19 protein-coding genes are annotated in these 19,955 nt (G+C 40.0%); 5 read left to right on the top strand and 14 right to left on the bottom strand.

Translation table 11 applies throughout. The features are described 5' to 3' along the window. Positions 1-110: 110 nt before the first annotated feature. The 4 genes from ACKPEB_RS18120 to ACKPEB_RS18105 form a co-directional block, all read right to left on the bottom strand. A complete protein-coding gene (locus tag ACKPEB_RS18120; protein WP_408966364.1) occupies positions 111-1,484 on the bottom strand; it encodes a DUF5331 domain-containing protein in 1,374 nt (457 codons plus the stop codon). 36 nt (positions 1,485-1,520) lie between these two features. Beyond that, entirely contained in the window at positions 1,521-2,387 is an 867-nt protein-coding gene (bchL, locus tag ACKPEB_RS18115) for a ferredoxin:protochlorophyllide reductase (ATP-dependent) iron-sulfur ATP-binding protein (protein ID WP_408966363.1), read from the bottom strand. A 730-nt stretch (positions 2,388-3,117) separates the two neighbouring features. Then, positions 3,118-4,896 carry a ShlB/FhaC/HecB family hemolysin secretion/activation protein gene (locus tag ACKPEB_RS18110; RefSeq protein ID WP_408966362.1) on the bottom strand — a complete coding sequence of 593 codons (1,779 nt, stop codon included), beginning with the start codon at positions 4,894-4,896 and terminating at the stop codon, positions 3,118-3,120. Between the two features lie 227 nt (positions 4,897-5,123). Continuing rightward, a complete protein-coding gene (locus tag ACKPEB_RS18105) occupies positions 5,124-5,948 on the bottom strand; it encodes a DUF928 domain-containing protein (protein WP_408966361.1) in 825 nt (274 codons plus the stop codon). 281 nt (positions 5,949-6,229) lie between these two features. Between ACKPEB_RS18105 and ACKPEB_RS18100 the strand changes: the two genes are divergently transcribed. Together ACKPEB_RS18100 and ACKPEB_RS18095 are read left to right on the top strand one after the other, a co-directional pair. Next, positions 6,230-7,921, top strand: coding sequence for a transglutaminase domain-containing protein (locus ACKPEB_RS18100; protein ID WP_408966372.1), 1,692 nt, complete (start codon positions 6,230-6,232; stop codon positions 7,919-7,921). A 112-nt stretch (positions 7,922-8,033) separates the two neighbouring features. Continuing rightward, a complete protein-coding gene (locus tag ACKPEB_RS18095) occupies positions 8,034-8,183 on the top strand; it encodes a hypothetical protein (protein WP_408966360.1) in 150 nt (49 codons plus the stop codon). Between the two features lie 73 nt (positions 8,184-8,256). Here ACKPEB_RS18095 and ACKPEB_RS18090 read toward each other — a convergent pair whose 3' ends face one another. The 7 genes from ACKPEB_RS18090 to ACKPEB_RS18060 all read right to left on the bottom strand — a co-directional run bounded on the left by ACKPEB_RS18090 (position 8,257) and on the right by ACKPEB_RS18060 (position 14,462). Next, positions 8,257-9,297: a UbiA prenyltransferase family protein gene (locus tag ACKPEB_RS18090; RefSeq protein ID WP_408966359.1), complete on the bottom strand. Its 1,041-nt coding sequence runs from the start codon at positions 9,295-9,297 to the stop codon at positions 8,257-8,259. 35 nt (positions 9,298-9,332) lie between these two features. After that, positions 9,333-9,689: a DMT family transporter gene (locus ACKPEB_RS18085; protein ID WP_408966358.1), complete on the bottom strand. Its 357-nt coding sequence runs from the start codon at positions 9,687-9,689 to the stop codon at positions 9,333-9,335. Between the two features lie 71 nt (positions 9,690-9,760). Then, positions 9,761-10,786, bottom strand: coding sequence for an NAD-dependent epimerase/dehydratase family protein (locus ACKPEB_RS18080; RefSeq protein WP_408966357.1), 1,026 nt, complete (start codon positions 10,784-10,786; stop codon positions 9,761-9,763). Positions 10,787-10,915: 129 nt separating this feature from the next. Next, positions 10,916-11,482, bottom strand: a complete 567-nt coding sequence (locus ACKPEB_RS18075; protein WP_408966356.1) for a YdcF family protein — start codon at positions 11,480-11,482, stop codon at positions 10,916-10,918. A 2-nt stretch (positions 11,483-11,484) separates the two neighbouring features. Next, entirely contained in the window at positions 11,485-12,549 is a 1,065-nt protein-coding gene (locus ACKPEB_RS18070; RefSeq protein WP_408966355.1) for an NAD-dependent epimerase/dehydratase family protein, read from the bottom strand. 75 nt (positions 12,550-12,624) lie between these two features. Next, complete coding sequence (locus ACKPEB_RS18065; RefSeq protein WP_408966354.1) at positions 12,625-14,091, bottom strand: GMC family oxidoreductase N-terminal domain-containing protein; 1,467 nt, start codon at positions 14,089-14,091, stop codon at positions 12,625-12,627. Continuing rightward, on the bottom strand, positions 14,064-14,462 hold the full coding sequence (locus tag ACKPEB_RS18060) for a hypothetical protein (protein ID WP_408966353.1): 399 nt from the start codon (positions 14,460-14,462) through the stop codon (positions 14,064-14,066). The genes ACKPEB_RS18065 and ACKPEB_RS18060 overlap by 28 nt, the downstream gene beginning before the upstream one ends. Positions 14,463-14,766: 304 nt before the next feature. On the opposite strand from ACKPEB_RS18060, the gene thiO reads away from it, so the two are divergent. Beyond that, complete coding sequence (gene thiO / locus ACKPEB_RS18055; protein WP_408966352.1) at positions 14,767-15,867, top strand: glycine oxidase ThiO; 1,101 nt, start codon at positions 14,767-14,769, stop codon at positions 15,865-15,867. Between the two features lie 112 nt (positions 15,868-15,979). Next, positions 15,980-16,603: a hypothetical protein gene (locus ACKPEB_RS18050; RefSeq protein WP_408966351.1), complete on the top strand. Its 624-nt coding sequence runs from the start codon at positions 15,980-15,982 to the stop codon at positions 16,601-16,603. On the opposite strand, the gene ACKPEB_RS18045 is transcribed toward ACKPEB_RS18050, so the two are convergent. The 3 genes from ACKPEB_RS18045 to pgl form a co-directional block, all read right to left on the bottom strand. Further along, positions 16,584-17,090 carry an FHA domain-containing protein gene (locus ACKPEB_RS18045; protein ID WP_408966350.1) on the bottom strand — a complete coding sequence of 169 codons (507 nt, stop codon included), beginning with the start codon at positions 17,088-17,090 and terminating at the stop codon, positions 16,584-16,586. The genes ACKPEB_RS18050 and ACKPEB_RS18045 overlap by 20 nt on opposite strands. 260 nt (positions 17,091-17,350) lie before the next feature. Next, the gene (locus ACKPEB_RS18040) at positions 17,351-18,058 is read right to left on the bottom strand and encodes an FHA domain-containing protein (RefSeq protein WP_408966349.1); all 708 of its coding nucleotides are present in this window, start codon (positions 18,056-18,058) and stop codon (positions 17,351-17,353) included. A 61-nt stretch (positions 18,059-18,119) separates the two neighbouring features. Then, positions 18,120-18,839: a 6-phosphogluconolactonase gene (gene pgl, locus ACKPEB_RS18035; RefSeq protein ID WP_408966348.1), complete on the bottom strand. Its 720-nt coding sequence runs from the start codon at positions 18,837-18,839 to the stop codon at positions 18,120-18,122. A 276-nt stretch (positions 18,840-19,115) separates the two neighbouring features. Here pgl and ACKPEB_RS18030 point away from each other — a divergent pair. Further along, positions 19,116-19,955: hypothetical protein (locus ACKPEB_RS18030; protein WP_408966347.1), on the top strand; the 840-nt coding region annotated here is incomplete at its 3' end.

The following is a 19,955-nucleotide window of genomic DNA, read 5'->3' as shown; positions in this document are numbered from 1 at the left end:
CTCTTAATCGAATGTTTTCTAACTAAAATTAGACAAAAGTACCCCTGACTTAGAATCCAATGGATTCAAAGTCTAAGCTCGATTAAGAATTAGGGAACTAACCGGGGAAATTATTTAAAATCCGACAGAGAAATTTCATCATCATCTGAAGAACCTGTTAATCCGTCGATATCAATATCGTCCATGTCTCCAGTTGTTAAATCACCCATATCGTCGAGATTAAAATCCCCTAAATCATCGGATGAAAAATCATCATCCCCTAATCCTAAATCGTCTAAATTATCCCCAATATCGAGATCGAGTCCATCGGAAGAATTATCTTCTAACCCGAAATCACCCAGATTATCATCCAGATCCGAATCTGTATCTGTTGAGTCCAACCCTCCTAGATCATCGGAACCCAAATCATCCGCTTCTAAATCTAAATTAATATCCCCATCCAGGTCATCAGCGGCTAGAACTTCCGACCCTAACCCTAGATCGTCGAGAGCATCAGCGTCCAGGTCATCGGAGGACTCTAAACCAAAATCAATATCATTGCTGGATTCTGTCTCTTCGCCGGGTTGTGTGTGAACCTCATCCTCCCAGACATCAGATTCGGTATCAATGTCTAATCCGGCTGATTCTGCTTCGACATCTAAGCCCATATCCAGGTCATCAGAACCCATCTCATCGGCATCTAAGCCCATATCCAGGTCATCAGAACCCATCTCATCGGCATCTAAGCCCATATCCAGGTCATCGACATCTGCCGATTCTGATTCATCATCCCACCCTAGATCCAGGTCTTCCTCGGCTACGTCAGTCGCCTCTGTGTCGATATCTAAACTCAGATCCCCATCGAGATCATCGGCCATATCACCTGTCTCGACCTCCATGTCCAAATCATCGTCCATTGATATTTCATCAATGGTGATTTCTTCTTCGTCGAGATCAAGTGGCGCGGAGTCCTCAAGGATATCTGGAATCACCGCAGCCCCTCCGACAACAGCAGCAGTAGCAGCAGCAGCGACGGCCATAGCTGCAACATTGGGTTGTTGTACAGCCACCTCTTCGGGTACAACGGGAGGATGATATCCAGGGACAGCCTGAGTTGCAGTGGGTTGTACTTCCGGGGTGGGATGATAACCGGGGGTAGCAGAAACCGGAGTCGGAACTTGATAAGCTGGAGCGACTGCTGTTGCAGGTTGGTCTGGGGTAGACCTAAAGCCCAATGCCATATCCGGGTCAAAATTGAGTCCTAAAACATCAATCAGTTTTTCGGGGTCTGGATTGAGTTTAGAAAAAGGCAACATCAGTTGGGCTGCCTCTGGGTCAAGGGCGTTGATCGTTCCCAAAATGAGGGAGGAGGCAGGTCTTCGACCCCCGTCTGGGGTCGGTATTGAATTCAAATCCATTTGCAGTACCAGCCACTCTCGATTGGCTTGGTAATATTGCAACCACTTATCTTTAAGCGCGGTGGTAAAGTCTTTGAAGAAAGCCATAACCTCTATATCCTCATCCTGAGATAGCTAGACATATTAAACCATCATCAGGTCTAGCTCATCTTGCTGACTTTGAACAAGGGGTTGAGTCGGATTGAGGTAAAAGTCGGATAACAATGAGAATAATTCCCGATCTGGGGCATCTTGGGGAACCACACCTTCCGGTTGGGACAGGAGTTGATCGGCAATATTCAAATAATAATCGCAGACGTAGTTGAGAGATGGATCACTTTCAGCCATCTCAAACAATGTTTTTCCTTTAACACGAGACACCCGAATGTCCTCTATTAAGGGTAACACTTCTAAGACGGGCATGGGAACCGATTCGATATATTTTTCAATTAAATCTCGTTTGGCGGTGCGGTTGCCAATTAGTCCGGCTAATCGTAAAGGATGGGTGCGGGCTTTTTCCCGAACTGACGCGGCGATGCGGTTGGCTGCAAATAAGGCATCAAAGCCGTTATCGGTGACAATGACGCAATAGTCGGCATAGTTGAGGGGTGCTGCAAACCCGCCACAAACCACGTCTCCTAAGACGTCAAACAGAATCACATCGTATTCGTCAAAGGCGTTAAGTTCTTTGAGCAGTTTAACGGTTTCTCCGACAACGTAACCGCCACATCCCGCCCCGGCAGGAGGGCCACCTGCTTCGACGCAATCCACACCGCCATAGCCTTTATAAATCACATCTTCTGGCCAAATATCTTCGTAGTGATAGTCTTTTTCTTGCAAGGTATCAATAATGGTGGGAATTAAAAATCCGGTTAGGGTAAAGGTGCTGTCGTGTTTGGGATCGCAGCCAATTTGCAGAACTTTTTTACCCCGTTTCGCTAAAGCCGCAGAAATATTACAGCTTGTGGTTGATTTACCAATTCCGCCTTTACCGTAGACTGCTAGTTTCACGCTGACATCTCCTTATCGGTTTTTATTAAAAACGGTTGACTGTTGACTGCTAGAGCAGTAGGTCTTTTTGTTTGATACAGCCATTATTGACATAACTGCCCCAGAAAATAAAGGGCTTAATTTAATAAATAGGGCTATAAATTAAAGCTTTAAAACTCAAAAAAACAATATTCTAATTTTATTAGACTAAAATAAGCTTCACAATTTTTTTTAATTAAATATATCATTTTAAATAAACTTTTTTATAAAAATAGTTACAATAAACAAAAAATTACAGCTAGAGGTTGATCAACTCGACCAATAGTAACCCCCAGGATCACCCTTGACCGTAGATGTTTAGGAAGTTGGACAAAGGGTTTCCCTGGGTAAAATTTTGATGAATATTAAATCTTTCCTATGGAATTCAATCATTATTTCTAAAAAAAGCTAAGTATTTTTACTGATGATTTTCAGCAAAAACCATCGAAAATCCCTGTTTCAAAACTCACCCTGTTAAATGTTAATTTTTACAAAATTCTCAGCAGAAGATTAAAAACCCGGTTTCTTGGAGAAACCCGGTTTTTAGGAGAAACCCGGTTTTTAGGGTATAGTATGGATCACTTAGATTTTGATTGCGACAGTGAATGATACTTGTATTAATAGCTTTTTGATTGATAGGGATGAGCGATCGCCAATCAATTAAGATTGAAATTAAGACTGATAATGCCTATAGCCATGAAGATTTTACGAATTAAGGGGTATAAGTCACACTAAAATAAATCCCATCATCTTGAAGATTATTGGCTCGATCATCAATCCCAATCAGAGGAAGACCATAATCAACACGGAAATTTAACCCGGAAACGGGTTCCCAAATCACCCCTAATCCTGCACCTGCTAAAAAGGTTTTGCCAATAATACGATTAGGGTTGCCTTTATTGTTCCAAACCGTGCCAAAATCAATAAAGGGAGCCAGTTGAAACACAGGTTCAGAGTCTTGATTGCGATCGAGGGTAATACGATCTTCCAGGGAAATCCGAAACCCATTATCACCCGCGCGGACATTTTGACGATATCCTCTCAGGGATAATGCTCCTCCAATGACAAATTGTTGGGCTGGAAATAGGGGATCAGCCGATAATTGAATATCTCCTTGGGCGATTAATAGATTATCTTCCCCTAAACGTTGTACCCGTTGAACTTGACCCAACCAACTGAAAAAAGAAGCATTGGGTGTACTGATGTCCGTAGCGCCGAGAATATCTAAACCCAGGTTAAATTGCGATCGCAAGGCCCAAGCTCCTTCTGCATCCCGAATCAGATAATCCTGTCCAAATTTCAAGACGCTGGTGCGCGTATAGCCGTTACTATCTGGCCCTTCGGCAAAGGGTTCTCCCTTCTCATCTACAAGAGTTTGACTGTCTTGATAGGCAAAGCCAACGGATAAAGCCAGTTCAGCGATGGGGTTACGAACAATAGGTTGACGGTAACTGATTTCATAGCGTTGAGATTTCCCTTCAATATTCAACGCATCAAAGGGATCTTGAGTAATGCGATTTTGGTAAGGTTGGACTCGCAGTTGTATCGTTCCGTTCATGGGGTTAATCGGAATACTATACAACGCATCGATAATATCCGACTCCCCATCCGCAATTAAGCGAGTGGTATTGTAGGACAGTCCGAGAAAGTCTCCCCGACCCGTGAGGTTGAGATGGCGGACACTCATTCCCATGCGTTCTGAACCGATGCTGGGGGGGGAATAGTTATCGATATTTAAACTCACCCCAAAGGGCGGTGCTTCTACCACCCGGACAATTAAAATACTTTGACCTTCTTGGGTTCCAGCCCTTAAACTGGCTTCTATACTTTCAAATAAAGGGTTAATGCGTAAGAGTCGCAATTGATCTTCTAAGGTGGCGGTACTGAGGGGTTTAGTGGCTCCTAAACGAATGCGACTGGTAATATAGGAGGGATGAAGGCGTTTTATTCCTTCAACTTCGATATTTTCTAAGGTTCCTTCTATAACCTGAATATTAACAATACCGTTGATGATGGTTTGTTCAGGGACAATGGCCCTAGAGGTAATGTAACCTCGTTCTAAATATAGGGCTGTAATTTTATCTGCTAATTCCCGTAATTCGGTTAAGGTGACAGAACGATTTTCCAGAGGAGTAATTAAGGTTTGAATTTCCTCTGAAGTTAGAATGGTACTTCCTGTAACGTTAATAGTTTGAACCGGAATGGGAGTTTCATCCGTTGTGGGACTTGGGGTGGGACTCGGAGTAGGAGTGGGCTGTAACTCTGGAGTTTCGGGAGGTTCGGGTTTAGGGGGGATTGGCGGTCGAGGGATAAACCGATCGCGATTGGGATCGGGTTGAGGAACTTGGGGCGGAATATTAACGGGTTGATTTTGAGCTAATTTTAAAAAGTCAAAACTTTCTTTATTAAATAAGATTAAGGTTGGAGCTTCTTCCGAAAAAACAGGACGAGATAAGAAAGAGAAAACCAGTAATAGGCTACTGGTGATCATCACTCTCAACTGACAAAAACGGATTAAATTTCTACTCCTACCCATAAATTCCTTACTTTTATCAGTTGTAGGGGCGGGGTCTTTCCGCCCTGACTCAGTTATCAGTTATCAGTTTTTATATATTAACAGTCAAGGACGACGGCTATAGTGTAGGACTGCTTACTGTTTACTGATAACTTATTTAAGATTAAGTGTCAACGGGAAGACGACTAATAACTGATTTCTAATTAGGGATTGGTTTGAAGTTTCAGAATCGGAGCATCAAGAATCGCTTGAGCTTTATTTTTTTCACGTTCCGTTTGTTTTTGAGTCGGATCAAATCCAATAGATTTTAACAGTGCGTTCCACTGATTTTGAATCGAAGATGCTTGAGATTTTTCTAATCTTAAGGTGGCTAAAGTGGCGATTGTTTCATACCAAAGCCCCGCTTGGGCATAGAGTTTCAAACGTTCTAATGGATCTTGAACTCGTTGCAATTGACTTTTTTGATCTGCACTTAAAGCCACAGGATTAATCCAGCCAATGACGAGTTGATCTTTTGAAGGATCATTGAGATCGCATTTAATGGTTAAATACCAAATATAATTTTTATTGTCTTCTAAACTGATAAAATCAGACTTAGGAGACCATTGAATTCCGACAATGCCTGGGCGATTAATACTGAGGGGAAAGGTCGTTTTATAGAGGGATTTATCATTTTCATCTGTAATTTCAAATTCAGTGACCGTTTGATTCAATGTCCCTGGAATATAAAGAAAAAAAGCGGGTTGCTTTGAGGCTGTGCGTCCAAAGTTAGACTCTGGAATTAACGCCGTTATTGGACTGGGACAATCTGACCCGCGAGTTCCTCCGCCTTCGCGACGTCCGGGTACACCCCGTTGAGGGGGGGTAAACCCATTCCAGTCCGTAAAGGGTGAATGAGTTGATGGGGAGGGTTGTCCCGGTTGTTGAGCTTTTTGTTCAGAGTCAGGAGTCACCGTCTTTTGTTCATCTCGCTTATCGGGAGGTGAAGAGGCTGAATGAGCGATGGGTACAATCGAGTAATTACTCACAATGATGGGCAACAATAACGTTAAGGAAACTATTGCACGGTGGACGAAAAACATTGGCCTAGCCATAATCAATCAAGCTCACCGATCAGCAGAGTAGCATTTCTTGACAAAACTATTGTATCCAATGTTCCTGCGAAATTTGTCAAAATCTGTGCTTAATCTTAAATGTTTGAGTCACAATCAGACTTTAGGGGAATTTTGGCTTTGTCCTTGATCTTAAATCTGAAGTTTGGCATCATTCACGGATTGAATATTTTCGTTTCATCATCATGATAATTTCTATGAATCTTAATTCACCAAATCTGGGAAAAAATACTCATTTTAAACCTCGGACAATTCGACCGATGGGAGTTTCTGCTTTATATGGTTTAGTTGGGGTCGGGGATTCTCTGCTGGCTGTTGATACCTTAAGGGGATTTTTACTAAAAATTGACCCGAAAACGGATAATGCAACGGTCGTTAATCCTGATTTGACTTTATCATTTAGAGATGTTACGGGTTTAGCAATTTGGGATGATACCCTTTGGTTTACTCGTGGGAGTGAAGTGTACATTTGTCCCCAGGCTATTCAAGGGAATTCTATTGTTAATCTTGAACCTCAATTGTTTGTTGAATTGCCTGATGTTGTTACGGGTATTGCGGTTTGGGAATCAACGCTTTATTTAGCTTGCGATCGCATCGGCTCCATTTTAGTTTATAGTCAAACAACTCGACAGGAAATTACTCGCTTTCATTCCCCTGGAATTGGAGTTGAAAACCTCACGATTAAACAAGAAGAATTATGGGTTTGTGATCGAGAAGAACAAACGGTTTATTGTTTAGAACGGGGAACGGGGGAAACTCGATTTAGTGTACTAACGCCCTTTGAATCTCCGAGTGGATTAACGTTTTATACTGATATTGAAACGGGGGAGGAAGTGCTTTATGTTGCCTATGCAGGGGATGAACTTTATATTCGAGATAATCCCAATTCCTATGAACAGTTTGAGTTAGCAAAACGCGATCGCACTTTTATCCATCCTCTCTATTTCCACTATCATGAATCTGAGCATTATGCCACCTCTAATGGTTATTTAATTGAAATGTCTTATGTGGAAGAATTAGAACCTTTAGATGCGGTTTACATTGACGATTTAGAATGGCGAATTGCATTACCTTCTAATACCAAACGACAGAAAGTTTTAGAGATTTCTCCGATTGGATTACCGTTTCGAGAAGAAGTCGAAGATGGGGAAAAAGTCGCGGTTTTTAGGTTTAATCCTTTAACCTCCAGAGAACGTTTAATTTTTGGTTGGAAAGCGTTACTGGAAGTTCGCAGTATTAAATATCAAATTAGTCCTCGTCAGGTGGAAAATATTCCGGCGTTGTCACCGGATTTCCCCGAAAAATATTTAGTAGATGATGGGAATTTAGCGATGAATACGTCAATTGTGAAAGATGCGGCACAAGCTGCTATTCGCAATGAAACCAATTTTCTCCGACAACTTTTAAGTATCCGAAATTATGTTTATGATCAGTTATCTTATAGTCTGACTTCTAAGATTGAAAATCCTGATGTTGTTTTGAAGCGAGGAATTGGTTCCTGTGGCGAATATGTGGGGGTTTTATTAGCATTAGCACGATTAAATGGAATTGCTTGTCGAACCATTGGACGCTATAAATGTCCGCAATTTGCTGACCGTCGAGGCGTTCCTTTAGAACCTGAATATAATCATGTTTGGTTGGAATTTTATATTCCGGGTTTCGGTTGGGTTCCGATGGAATCTAACCCGGATGATATTCAAGAAGGGGGCCCCTATCCGTTACGCTTTTTTATGGGATTAGCTTGGTATCATATTGAAATTGGGAAAGGAATTCGCTTTCAACGATTAACGAATCAAGGAGTTGATGTTGACCGAGAAAAAGTTTCTGTAGGAACTTTAGCAATTAATCACGTTCGGTTTACCATTTTAGATGAATTACCTGCCATTTAAACGGGTGAAAAACCGTTTCTGAGTCGTTGGATAGGTAACAATCAATGAATTGATGTTATCTATCCGACATTTTGAATTAAAATAAAGATAAAATTGCTTTTTGAATCGATCTATGGATATTTTACAAGAGTTGTCAATTGTTGATATTCTGGTAATTGTGGCTTTTTCTCTGATGATTATTTTTACCGGGGGTGTGATTTATTTAACTGTTGCTGAATGGCGAGATCGCAGACGTCGAGAACAAGAAAAACGTCGGCGTTAAATTAATTGTAGGGGTCGGGTTTCCCAACCCCTACGGTTATTGTTGACTATCGTTAGGACACATTTCTCTAAAATTAATGGAATAAATGAATATTAAAGTAAAGGATTGCTAAATAGGAGGTTAGCCAAAGGAATAAACTTAATTTTATTGTATTATCTTGAATCAAAATGCGGCTGGGTTCTTCTCCCTCTGCTAAAACGGTCACTAACCATTTATAGTGCATAACCGCATAATAAACAATCGGAACTGTTATTACTAATGAGGGATTTTTACCCGATGTAATTGTAAATAAAGCATAGCACATAATAGTCATGGTGGCTGTGCTATTGAGCAGAGAATCTAAATAAGGTAAAGTATATTCAGATAAAACGGGACGTTGTTTGTTTTTTCTTCCCCGTTGATAAAATAAGTTTAAATAAGAGGGTTCTGAATTTAAGCTGTTTTGATGGCTGTCACGATGTAAGAGTGCTAACAGTTCAGAACGTCTTTTAGAAAAGCCTAAAAATAACGTTAGGAAAAAGGTACATAAAACAATCCAAGCCGTCGGCATATCTCCTAACGCATAAATTCCTGCTAATAACCTTAACACAAATCCAAAGGCAATACAATTAACATCAAATAACGGTAAATTCTTGAGTTTTAAAGAATAAAAAATATTATTAATAGCGTAAAGTAAAATACAAATTAATGTGGGAATTCCTAATAAATTACCTCCTAGAATAGAAAGGATTGCTAAACTAACAGCGATCGCTAATCCCATTTTAATAGAAACTTGACCACTGGCAATGGGTCGATACTTTTTTTTCGGATGCAAGCGATCGCGTTTTCGGTCTTGAATATCATTAAAAATATAAATGGCTGATGCCATAATTGAGAAAAAAATTACCGTTAATCCTGATAGTAAAATGCTCTGGGGTTCTAATAGTCTACCCCCAAATAAAAGTCCGGCTAAACAGAAGAGATTTTTTGTCCATTGGTGGGGACGCAGCAGTTTAATCCAAGGATTTAAAATGGAAGATTTAACCAGAATTAATTCAGGATAATTGTCATCAGAATGAGTTTCTATAACCGAAGTAGAATCCCCTGAATAATGTTCTTGATCGAGTGGTTTCATGATATTAATTCCTCTAAGATTTGATGGTTTTAAATTTAACGAGACATAATCATAATCCCAGCAACAATAAAACTTAACCCGAACATCTGACTTAAACTAAAGCGTTCTCCAAAAATTAACGTTCCTGCTAATACCACTAAGGTAAAACCAATGGATGCAAAAATTGGATAAGCAATAGAAATCGGTAAGCGTTCTAATGCTTTAGCAAAGGCAATAATATTAATACCATAAACTAAAATAGCTGCCAGAAACCAAGGAGATGATAAGAGCGTTAATAAACTCGAATCTGGAGCTTCTAGTCGTGATTTTTTGAGTAAAATATTGCCAATTGCTGTGTTAATGGAGGCGATTAAAACAAAGCTCCATGAAATCCAGTTCGCTGAGTTGATCATATTTATCGAGTTTAAAATAGGTTATGAATCATTGATCAGGGTGTATTATAATCACGCAACCAACAGAGGGTTTAGGAAAGTTGTTTTAACACCCAAAGTAATTTTTCTTTAACGGGACGCCGATGGGCGGAACCTGCTTTTTCCGCTTGTAGTTGATTATAGTTTTTTTGGAACCAATCATAACTTTCTCGGAACATTTCATCATTAGAATATTTTGGTTTCCAGCCGAGTTTTAGTAAAGGATTGACATCAAAATAAAATTCTTTATGATAAGTTAAATAATGCCAAGGAGCTAAAGGACTTAACCCCATCCAGTCTAACAATTGTAAAGTTCCAATCGTTAATCCAGTGGGTAAACTGTTAACTTCAGAATCTGTTCCTGCATATTCAATTAAATGTTCTAATCCTTCTCGTAACGTGCCAAAGCGATCGGTTCCAACATTATAAATTCCGGGTTGTCCTAAATCAAGAGCTAGGAGATAGGCATCCATTAAATCATGAGCATGAACAAACTGAAATTTAACGTTACCACTACCAATCACATAAACATTTTTTCCTTCTTGAATCCATTCAAATAATATCTGAAAAATCCCTAATCTTCCTTCTCCTAAAATGGTTCGAGGACGAATTACAATTAAAGGTAAACCTGCTTGATCACAAATGTTTCTAACCGCTAATTCTCCAGCTAATTTTGCTCGTCCATAAATTTCAACGGCTTTTGTGGGTGTATCATTGGTAATTGGGCATTTAGCATCGCCAAATAAGGCACTAGAACTCATGTGAATAAAGCTTTTTACCCCTGCTTTTACGGCTGCTTCGGCGGCGATTTTACTGCCTTCAACATTAACTTCCCAGAATTTATGACCGGATTTTGTCAGAGGAACTAAAGCAACATTATGATGCACAATATCAATTCCTTCCATTGCTTTTGCAACCCCAGTGCGATCGCAAATATCACAGTTAATAAACTCAATTTCTGGCGGACGGGTGGGATCTTCCCAAATATCTAAAATTTTAACTTCTTCTCCCCGTTCATATAATCGACGAGCAATTAAATTCCCTAAAAACCCTGACCCGCCTGTTATTAAGTGCTTCATAAATTTCTATTTGTCCTTAACACCACCGATTTGCTCATATCATAAACGAAAGTTACCTTTTCGTAAAGGACGGATAACAACTAATTCTTAAAAAAGATAGTGAATTTACGCTGAGTTTAAATCTGGTTTTTAGCCTGAAAATTTGGAATAAATCTTCCATCGATAAACCCTAATTAAATCATACAATAAAGCTATATATTCGTAAAGTAAATTAGCGGGAAAATAATGATAATAAATCAGACGGAGTGGCATTGTTCTATTGGCAAATTCAGGAGAGGAAGTCATCACCTCTTGAATGTTATAGCCACAAAGTTTAAACATTAATTGACTTCGTAAAGCATGGGGTTGATTACAATATAAAATCACAGGTTCTAAGGGCCATTTTCCCTGCTGTTCTAACCACTTTCTTAATAATCTAGCATTATCAAAGGTATCCAGATAAGGGCAATCTTTAACATTTTCAGGAATAAAAACCTGAAGTTCGGGTCGATAATGTAAGAGGTATTTTGCAGCACATTGTTCTTCTGGTTCAGGACAATCAAAGCAATTTCCTGGGGAAATATAAACTTTTTCATCAACGGGAACCTGCTTTAAAACTTGTTGTAAAACCGCTTCAAAATAATTAGATAGAAAATAAGAGTTAGCGTAATCTTTACGAAAAACTAATCCTTCTGTAACAACAATATGGCTAACCATGATTAATCTAAACCTCCGTAATGATTGAAAATCCAATTGATGCTTCTTCGCATTCCTTCTTCTAAAGTAATAACGGGATCATAGCCTAATTCCCGTTGAGCTTTAGCCACCGAACAAGCAATGGTTTTATTCATTTCTGAGAGAACATGAATTTTTTGATGATAGAATCCTAATGTTTGTAACGTTCCATCAATCACAAAAGCAATTTCACTCGCTAAACTCGGTAATTTTAAGCGTTTATGGGTGCATTTTTGTTGAAATTCTGTTTCTAATAATTGTTCAATGGTATCAATAATTTCATTCATTGAGTAGGGTCGTTTATCGGCGATCCAATAGGTTTCTCCGTTGGCTTTTTCAGTCATTGCTGCTAATAATAATCCCTGACAAAGATTATCTACATAAGCCATTGATCTTAAGTTATTTCCACTTCCAACTATGGGAGCTTTCCCATCTCGAATCATTTTAAAAAATAAAGTTTGACGTTGAGGTTGATGGGGGCCATAAAACCAAGGAGGACGAATTATAACGGTTTCTATTTTTCCCTGTTGTTGATAGGTTTTAACGGCTAATTCCATCAACATTTTTGAGCGTCCATAGTTCATATAGGGATGATAGGGAGAGATTTCATCAAATAAGTGATCGGGATGGAGATTACAACCACAGGGAGAATTTGAAGAGACAATAACTGCTCGTTTTACACCGTTATTAATTGCAGAATTTAATAGATTTTTTGTTCCTTCTACATTGATTTGATAAAATTCTGATACGTTTTGCGGGTGAATAATTCCAGCCGTATGAAATAAAATAGCATTTTCAGTATTTTCACAAAAGCGATCGCAATCTTGGGGGTTTCTTAAGTCTCCTTGATAAATTTCGATTTGATCGGATATTTTTTGCAATTTTGTTGAGTCTTGGTTGGGTAAAATTAAACAGCGAATTTTTAAAGGATTTTGAGGTTGACTCAAAGGTTCAAAATCAGGTAATCCTTGAACCAATGATTTTACTAAACGAATTCCTAACCATCCTAATGCACCTGTAACTAAAATAAGGTTAGTTTTTAACTCCATAATTTTATGATTTCGGATTATGATTATATTTTAGCCTTAATTAAGGATATTATAACTGAAACCAGTAATTTTTTTCTAAATTTTATTTAAGAATTTTAGCACATTTCGACGAGCGATCGCCATAATTGAACCTTGAGGATTGACTCCAGGTGCAGTACAAAGTAAACTCGCATCCGCAATATATAAATTATTAAACCCATGAACTTTTCCAAAGGAATTAACCGCACATTTTTTTAAGTTTTCTCCCATCGGACAGGAGGAGAAAACATGAACAGTCATTAAATTTGTTTGTTTTACAGGTAATTGTTCTGCTATTTTAGTTAAATCTTGAGGATGGGTCAAGGGAGAATGATTAGAAATACTAGGATAGAGAACTTTCGCCTTAGCTTCAAATAACAATAAAGCTAATTTTTGTAACGCTTCTGATAAATCTTTCAAGTCTTGAGAAGTTAGATGATAGCGAACCAAAGGATCATGAAAAAAGGGAATATTTCTTACTGTACCCGACCCTTCTCCGGTAATCATTGCATAATAGATTGCCATATTTTGCCAATATTTTTCAACAATGTTTGTATATTGGGGATGGTCGGTCATAGCAACGGATAAATAGGGAGGAGAACTAATTGAACATCCGAAACTAAATCGCGGTGCAAATTCTTTAACTTGATGGACAGGAACTCCCATATCTAAAGCGTTGATTTCCTCATTAAATTGAGCAATAATTTTAACCGTTGGGTGCATTCTTAAAGAATTTCCAATATTATTTTTAATTCCACTGCGTCTTAATAACGCTGGGGTTTGAATTGCACCACAACAAACAAAGACGGTTTCCGCTTGAATTTGAATTGGATAGCGTTGATAATTTCCCGTTAAAATCCACTGTTGATTAGTTTGTTTTAGGGTTTGAATTCGAGTATTCGCTAATAGTTTACATCCCGCTTTTAACGCTCTAGGAATAAAAGTTTTTGTCATCGATTGTCGAGTGCCTTTAGGAACTGTATTTTCCTGAGTTTCTTGATAACAAAACCAGCGAGGAACTTCTAAAGATTGCCATCCTAAAGCCGTTGCACCTTCCTGTAATTTTAAAGATGCAGTAGGAGCTTTCCCTGGTAAATAACAAACATTAACCGCTTGTTCACAAGCTTCAAAATGGGGAATTAAATCATGTTCTGTTAATGTATCGACTTCAAATTCTGTGCGCCATTGTTCTAAAAGATCAGGGGGGGTGCGGTGATACAGTCCGCTATTAATTTCACTTCCTCCTCCGACACATCGACCTTCCACATATTGAATTTTAGGTTGACCAAAAGCGGCATTAAGTCCTCCATTTCGATACTTTTGTACCATTTCTTCAACGGAGAAAGGTTGACAGGATTCTAAGGGTAAATTTGCACCTTCTTCAATTAATAAAACCTCTCGTCCGGCTTCAGCCAATAAGCAAGCTGTAATTGCACCCCCTGGGCCAGAACCTATCACAGCTATTTCTGTTTTTAAATTAGATTCTACTGGAAAAATTAAGTTGATTTCTGAGAGATTAGACATGAATTGGATGAATGGATTGAATCAGATTGCCAATATAATACAACTAGACTTTCATAAAATCGCATCAGATCTCGACAAACGTGAAAGGGAGAATTTTTCCAAGCTAAAATTTGATGTTCTCGCATCGAGGGGGACTGACAATGAAAGAGAGAACCTCTCAGAAGACCGGAAAATTCAAAAATTAATGTTAACACAAATAAGGGCAATTGTAGATAATCGGGCATTCGCTTCTGTTGTTCTAAAACAAACTGAACGACAGAATTATGGGGAAAATATAAAGAATTGCTTGAGGCTGGAAAACGATAACTAATTAAAGAATAACACAGCGCAGAAACCGTATTTATAAACATTTGTTGAATCATTATTGACATTTTTGATAACTTCGTTTAATATTACTTTTTTTACTATAGCTTCGTATATCCTTTATTTTATCTCAAATTCCTTTGATTATTTTATATTTAATTCCTCCCTTAGCAATTTCTTGATTTATTCTTGATTTTGGAATAATCTATAGCTGTCGAAGAAAAGAAAATTAAAGCTTGGATTTATGCTCCTCAACGTCAACAATTTATTCAAATAAACGGTGAAATTTCAGTCATTGTTCAGCCCCAAAAGAAACCCTAAACCTTTAAAATATAAAAAAGACTAAATTGATTTGATCAATCTTTACCCATTATGAAACAACAGAGTGAAATGATTCTCATCGGAGGCGGTTTAATTGGATTATCCCTCGCCGTTGAGTTAAAATTACGAGGAGCAACGGTCACGGTTCTCAGTCGAAATCAACAGGAAGCCGCAGGTTTAGTGGCTGCTGGAATGTTAGCACCCCAAGCAGAACAAATTCCCTCTGGCCCGATGCTAGACTTGTGTTTACGCAGTCGTGCACTGTACAACGACTGGACACGCAAACTAGAGGAAATGACCGGGTTAGAGACCGGATATTGGCCCTGTGGAATTTTAGCACCGGTTTATGAACGTCCCGACTGTACCACCTTACCCCAAACCCCTGAAACGCCGAGTTATTGGCTAGAACGAGATGCCATTTTACATCAACAACCCGGTTTAGGGAATGATGTCGTAGGGGGGTGGTGGTTTCCCCAAGATGCTCAAGTTGATAACCGTCGGGGATTAATTAAAACCTTACAAACAGCGGCTCAGGAATTAGGCGTTACAATTATTGAGGGAATTACCGTCGAAAAAATAGTAACTTCCCCTGATCAAAAAGTAACGGAAGTTCAAACCAATCAAGGAATTTTTAGAGCCGATCATTATATTTTAACAACAGGTGCTTGGTCAGGGGAATTATTATCAATTCCCGTTTATCCGAGAAAGGGTCAAATGTTATCGGTTCGGGTTCCCGATGATTTTAAATCCTTACCGTTACAGCAGGTTTTATTCGGTTCAAATATTTATATTGTACCCCGTCGAGATGGTTTAATTGTGATTGGAGCTACATCAGAACCCGTCGGGTTTACTACTGGTTTAACACCCCAAGGAGTTGAAACATTACTCTCTGACGCGATTCGATTATATCCGATTTTAAAAGAGTTTCCTATTCAAGAATTTTGGTGGGGATTTCGACCCGAAACGCCCGATTTATTCCCGATATTAGGGCCAAGTTCTTGGGACAATTTAACCTTAGCAGTCGGTCATTATCGGAATGGAATTTTATTAGCTCCAGTCACGGCTCAATTGATTGCAAATTGGGTTTTAAATGCTCAAAGTGATCCATTATTACATCATTTTAGAAGCGATCGCTTTCAAACTTTAAGATAGTAACCTAAGTCCCTAAACCTAATGATTGAGAGATTTCTAATTCCCTGTTCCCAGTAAATCGCAATTCCTGTTCCCTTTCTCAACTCGGTCATTTATTTTGCACTCATCACTTATGATCTCAAATCTTAAAAAATTAGTATTGACAAGTTGGGAGTTGCAAACAGACTTAGGATTTATTATCCAGTGGATATTAGTGACAGTCGTGGGATTTTTAGTCAGTTTAATCTGGATAGAAATTGGGGAAAGACCGGATTTAGGAGGACTCGAAGGTGCAATTGGCGGCTTGATGATCAGTTTCGCTCAATGGTGGGTTCTCAAACATCATATTTCCCACAGTTGGCGCTGGATTTTTATCCATGTTTTAATCTGGACTATCATCGGGTTAACTCCGATTGGACTCTTAGGTTGGATTGTTCCTCGGACATTACACCTGACCCCTCGAATTGTTTATGGCGTCATCGAGGGAGTGAAGTTAGGACTTTGTTTAAGCTTGGGCCAGTGGTGGGTCTTACGCACCGAAGTCTTCCAAGCATGGCGATGGATCATCGCCAGTGGACTTTCATGGGGGATAGCATTACCCATCGGTTGGATGTTTGGGGGAATTCTGCGTCAAGGAACCAGTTTTTTTCTCGGAGATGTTTTAGGTTTAGTCTTGGTTTGGACAATCGTTGCAGGGATGACCGGAACAGCGCTGACTCGATTATTATGGTATCCCATTAAACAGAATGATGGGTAGGAACCATCAGTTCTGTACGAATATCCACTTCCGTTGTTTCTTCGTTGTGCTCAAGAAAGAAAGGTTCAGGGGAAGAACCCGGTAAAGATACAACTTCCTCAGCACACATCGGTTCTAGTTGATGCTGCTGTTGACGGGATGGGTGATATTCGTCAATTCCTCCAGTTAAAATTAATTCTGTTGGATCAGGCTGAATATTTAACAGAATTTTCGGGCCAGAGATGGCTAAATGAATCACTTGTCCATCGACTAAAGGAACTTGCTCAACCGCTTGGCCATTGACATAGGTTCCATTCGTTCCCAGATTGGTCACAATCCAATCTTCACAGTCGCGGCGAATCTCGACATGATAGCGAGAAACCACCGCACTATAGAGAACCACATCGTTCTTAAGGGATCGTCCAATCCGAATCACATCGTCCTTTTTAAAGACCCAACTGCGGACAGGAATCGATTGGAGAGGATGCAATAATGTTAGTTTAATCACATTGGCAAAATCTAACAATCAACAGTTACGCCCTAAACTTATTTTAATGTGGAATTTTTAGATTTTGGATGGGGACATAGGGCGATTGCGAGTTCAAGACTCCTCTAAATTCGAGATTCAGAAAACCTGACTCCCCCACTCCAAAAATCTCGATACTCAAAACCTCTTGTACAGTTAGGAATTCATCAACAACGGGTAGATTGGCTGTTTTGTACTGAACTTCTCTTTACCCTCGCCCCTGTGTTCTGGGTTTTGCTCCGCTAAGACAATTGAAAAATAAACGAAACTAAATCTCCTTTACCTAAAGCAATGCGATCGCCGGGTCTTAACCGATGTCGATTTCCTTTAGCCAGAGAGATATTATTAATATAAGTTCCATTGGAACTGCCCACATCTTCAATATAGTACGCATCCCCTTCAATGCGAATATCCGCGTGGGTACGAGAAACAATTTCTGAGTTGGGAAATCCCGAAACATCAACATCCGGGGGAACTAAATCATTAGGTTTTCCCAGATGAATCACCGAGACATTGTGAGGTAATTCTAGGGTTGTATTGGTTTGAACATGAATCAACTTTGCAGTCTGCTGTTGTAATTGGGTTGCAGCACCTTGAAAACTTTGAACCCCCTGAGCTAGAGGTTCTGCAACCGGAATCACAGGAACAACAACAGAAGGAGATTTTTCTAAATTCGGTGCTGAACTGACCGCAGGCTCTGGCAACGGTTCAACAACAGAGGCACTTGGGGGGGAAACCAAAGTAGGAATCACCCCTTGATTTTCCCCTGGATTGGTTTCTGCCGATGCGGGTTGTAAATTTGACCCACATTGACCACAGAATGCCGCATCTGTTTGTATCGTCGCTCCACAATGGGGACACTGGGTCATGGCAGGCAACGGCGTATAACAAGCTTCACATTGGGTCGCACCGTCTGGATTTTGATGATTACAATTGGGGCAAACAATCATAAGATTCTGATGGACTAATTTTAATGAGATCACGAGTTGTGATGCTTAATTTTGGCAAATTTTAAGTTAAATTGGCTCCTGCTTCGGAATCCAATAACCACCATAATTCCCCAACGGGTTGAATCAAGCGGCTGGGATAAATCATCCCATCTCCTTGTGATGCAAACACTTGGGCTAAAGGTTGCTGTTTATTGGCTCCGGTGACTAAAAACATCACACAACGAGCCTGGTTAATCAAGGGAACTGTAAAGGTAATTCGAGGTTGACCGTCTTTGTTTCCAACCGTAATTAAGCGATCTGCAACGGTTAAGGCTTCGGTTTGCGGAAATAACGATGCCGTGTGAGCATCATCTCCCATCCCTAATAGAACCACATCAAAAGCGGGGAATTCTCCAGGGTTGAGATCAAAAAATTGCTCTAATTCTCGATTGTATTGTTCAGCATCCGATGAAGGGTCGTTGGCTGCCGTTGGCATCGGGTGAATATGAGTTGGGGGAAAATTCACTCGATCCAGCCAAGCTTGTCGCGCCATGCGTTGGTTACTGTCGGGATGATCACCGGGTACATAACGTTCATCACCCCAAAACACATGAATTTGATTCCAAGGTAACGGTTGTGCTGCTAATGCTTCATACAACGGTTTGGGGGTGCTACCTCCGGCTAAAGCGATCGTAAATTGATCCCGACTTTGAAGCGCATCTTGAATTTTAGCGAGAATAATATCTAAAGCTCGCTTCGTGAGTTCCTCTTTGTTTGCTAAAATTTCTATGAATTTTTCCATTTAGGTAGCCTCAGAGATTAATTTAGGCATGAAAGCAACAGGCTACAATAATAATAAAAGGTTTTGTCCGCGATTCGGTTGGGGTTGACCACCCAGCACTCAAGTTAAAGATTGAGCGTTGAGAGAATTAGGCAATTGTGCTTCGAGCCATGAGCCAGACGTTAATTTCTTTTCTCCTTTTCTGTTGTCCCCATTTCCCCCGCTTTTTTGCCTTCCTTGCCTTGCAACCGTCGCGTTCCTGTTCCTGTCAATACAGCAACAAGCTGTCTATAAGTTATGTCTATTCATAAACGACTTCCTGAAACCATCCGTGCCGTTGGTGAAGTATTTCACTTTCTCCTACAACCTCGCATTTGGGGTTCCGTTAGCGTTCTGGCGGTGGTGGGAATCTTCTTCTGGCAGTTTTCTGAACACCCCGAATGGTTTAATTTGAATGCAGAATCAATCTCGAATCTGGAGAACTCGTTCAATCAACTGACCCCCGAAGAACAATCTATTGCTGCCGATATTGATAGTTCTCAACTGTTATTTGATGAGTTAAATCGAAATCCCTCTGCAATAGCACCTTCAAATAGTAGCATATCTTTGGGTCAAGACTTACTGAAAAAGGCTAGAGAATCCGCTAAAAAATCTGAATCTTCTGCGAATTCAAACCCGATCTTAGAAAGTATACTTTCAGGCTCATCTCCCGAAACGAAACCCTCGGTACAGAACAATACTTCTACCCCTGCTAACAATCTCAATTCCGTTTCGGGTTATTCTCAAACGTCCCCCCAGGGTAATCCTAACTTGGGTTTAAATCAGCCAACCTCACCATCCACGGAAGCAACAAACCCCCAAACGGCAACCTCTGTGTTACAACAAGCCATGCAGAACTATCGGCAAACCCAAGCAACTGAAAATCCCAATCTAGCTTTACCCTCTAACACCCCTTCTGAATCCACCGCGAGCTTTGAAAACCCATCAGCTACTCCCTCAACACTATCTCCGAATCATCTTACTAATCCTAACGCAGCATTAAATCCCCTCTCAGGAACAACCGTTGGTCTCACACCCTTTACAGGAACTCCCACGGTGACCGGACAAACCCTCTCACCGACTTGGAGTGTTCCCAGA

The sequence above is a fragment of the Planktothrix sp. genome (genome assembly GCF_046067725.1).
Taxonomy (GTDB): domain Bacteria; phylum Cyanobacteriota; class Cyanobacteriia; order Cyanobacteriales; family Microcoleaceae; genus Planktothrix.
Note: the sequence above shows the minus strand (reverse complement) of the source record. Positions and strands in the feature narration are given on the sequence as shown.

Excerpts from the sequence above, each read along its gene's own strand:
- ACKPEB_RS18050 (WP_408966351.1), top strand. The coding sequence starts at position 15,980 with ATGATCTCAAATCTTAAAAAATTAGTATTGACAAGTTGGGAGTTGCAA.
- thiO (WP_408966352.1), top strand. The coding sequence starts at position 14,767 with ATGAAACAACAGAGTGAAATGATTCTCATCGGAGGCGGTTTAATTGGA.
- ACKPEB_RS18040 (WP_408966349.1), bottom strand. The coding sequence starts at position 18,058 with ATGATTGTTTGCCCCAATTGTAATCATCAAAATCCAGACGGTGCGACC.
- pgl (WP_408966348.1), bottom strand. The coding sequence starts at position 18,839 with ATGGAAAAATTCATAGAAATTTTAGCAAACAAAGAGGAACTCACGAAG.
- ACKPEB_RS18065 (WP_408966354.1), bottom strand. The coding sequence starts at position 14,091 with ATGTCTAATCTCTCAGAAATCAACTTAATTTTTCCAGTAGAATCTAAT.
- ACKPEB_RS18110 (WP_408966362.1), bottom strand. The coding sequence starts at position 4,896 with ATGATCACCAGTAGCCTATTACTGGTTTTCTCTTTCTTATCTCGTCCT.
- ACKPEB_RS18060 (WP_408966353.1), bottom strand. The coding sequence starts at position 14,462 with ATGTCAATAATGATTCAACAAATGTTTATAAATACGGTTTCTGCGCTG.
- ACKPEB_RS18070 (WP_408966355.1), bottom strand. The coding sequence starts at position 12,549 with ATGGAGTTAAAAACTAACCTTATTTTAGTTACAGGTGCATTAGGATGG.
- ACKPEB_RS18100 (WP_408966372.1), top strand. The coding sequence starts at position 6,230 with ATGAATCTTAATTCACCAAATCTGGGAAAAAATACTCATTTTAAACCT.
- ACKPEB_RS18085 (WP_408966358.1), bottom strand. The coding sequence starts at position 9,689 with ATGATCAACTCAGCGAACTGGATTTCATGGAGCTTTGTTTTAATCGCC.
- ACKPEB_RS18075 (WP_408966356.1), bottom strand. The coding sequence starts at position 11,482 with ATGGTTAGCCATATTGTTGTTACAGAAGGATTAGTTTTTCGTAAAGAT.
- ACKPEB_RS18090 (WP_408966359.1), bottom strand. The coding sequence starts at position 9,297 with ATGAAACCACTCGATCAAGAACATTATTCAGGGGATTCTACTTCGGTT.
- ACKPEB_RS18080 (WP_408966357.1), bottom strand. The coding sequence starts at position 10,786 with ATGAAGCACTTAATAACAGGCGGGTCAGGGTTTTTAGGGAATTTAATT.
- ACKPEB_RS18095 (WP_408966360.1), top strand. The coding sequence starts at position 8,034 with ATGGATATTTTACAAGAGTTGTCAATTGTTGATATTCTGGTAATTGTG.
- ACKPEB_RS18120 (WP_408966364.1), bottom strand. The coding sequence starts at position 1,484 with ATGGCTTTCTTCAAAGACTTTACCACCGCGCTTAAAGATAAGTGGTTG.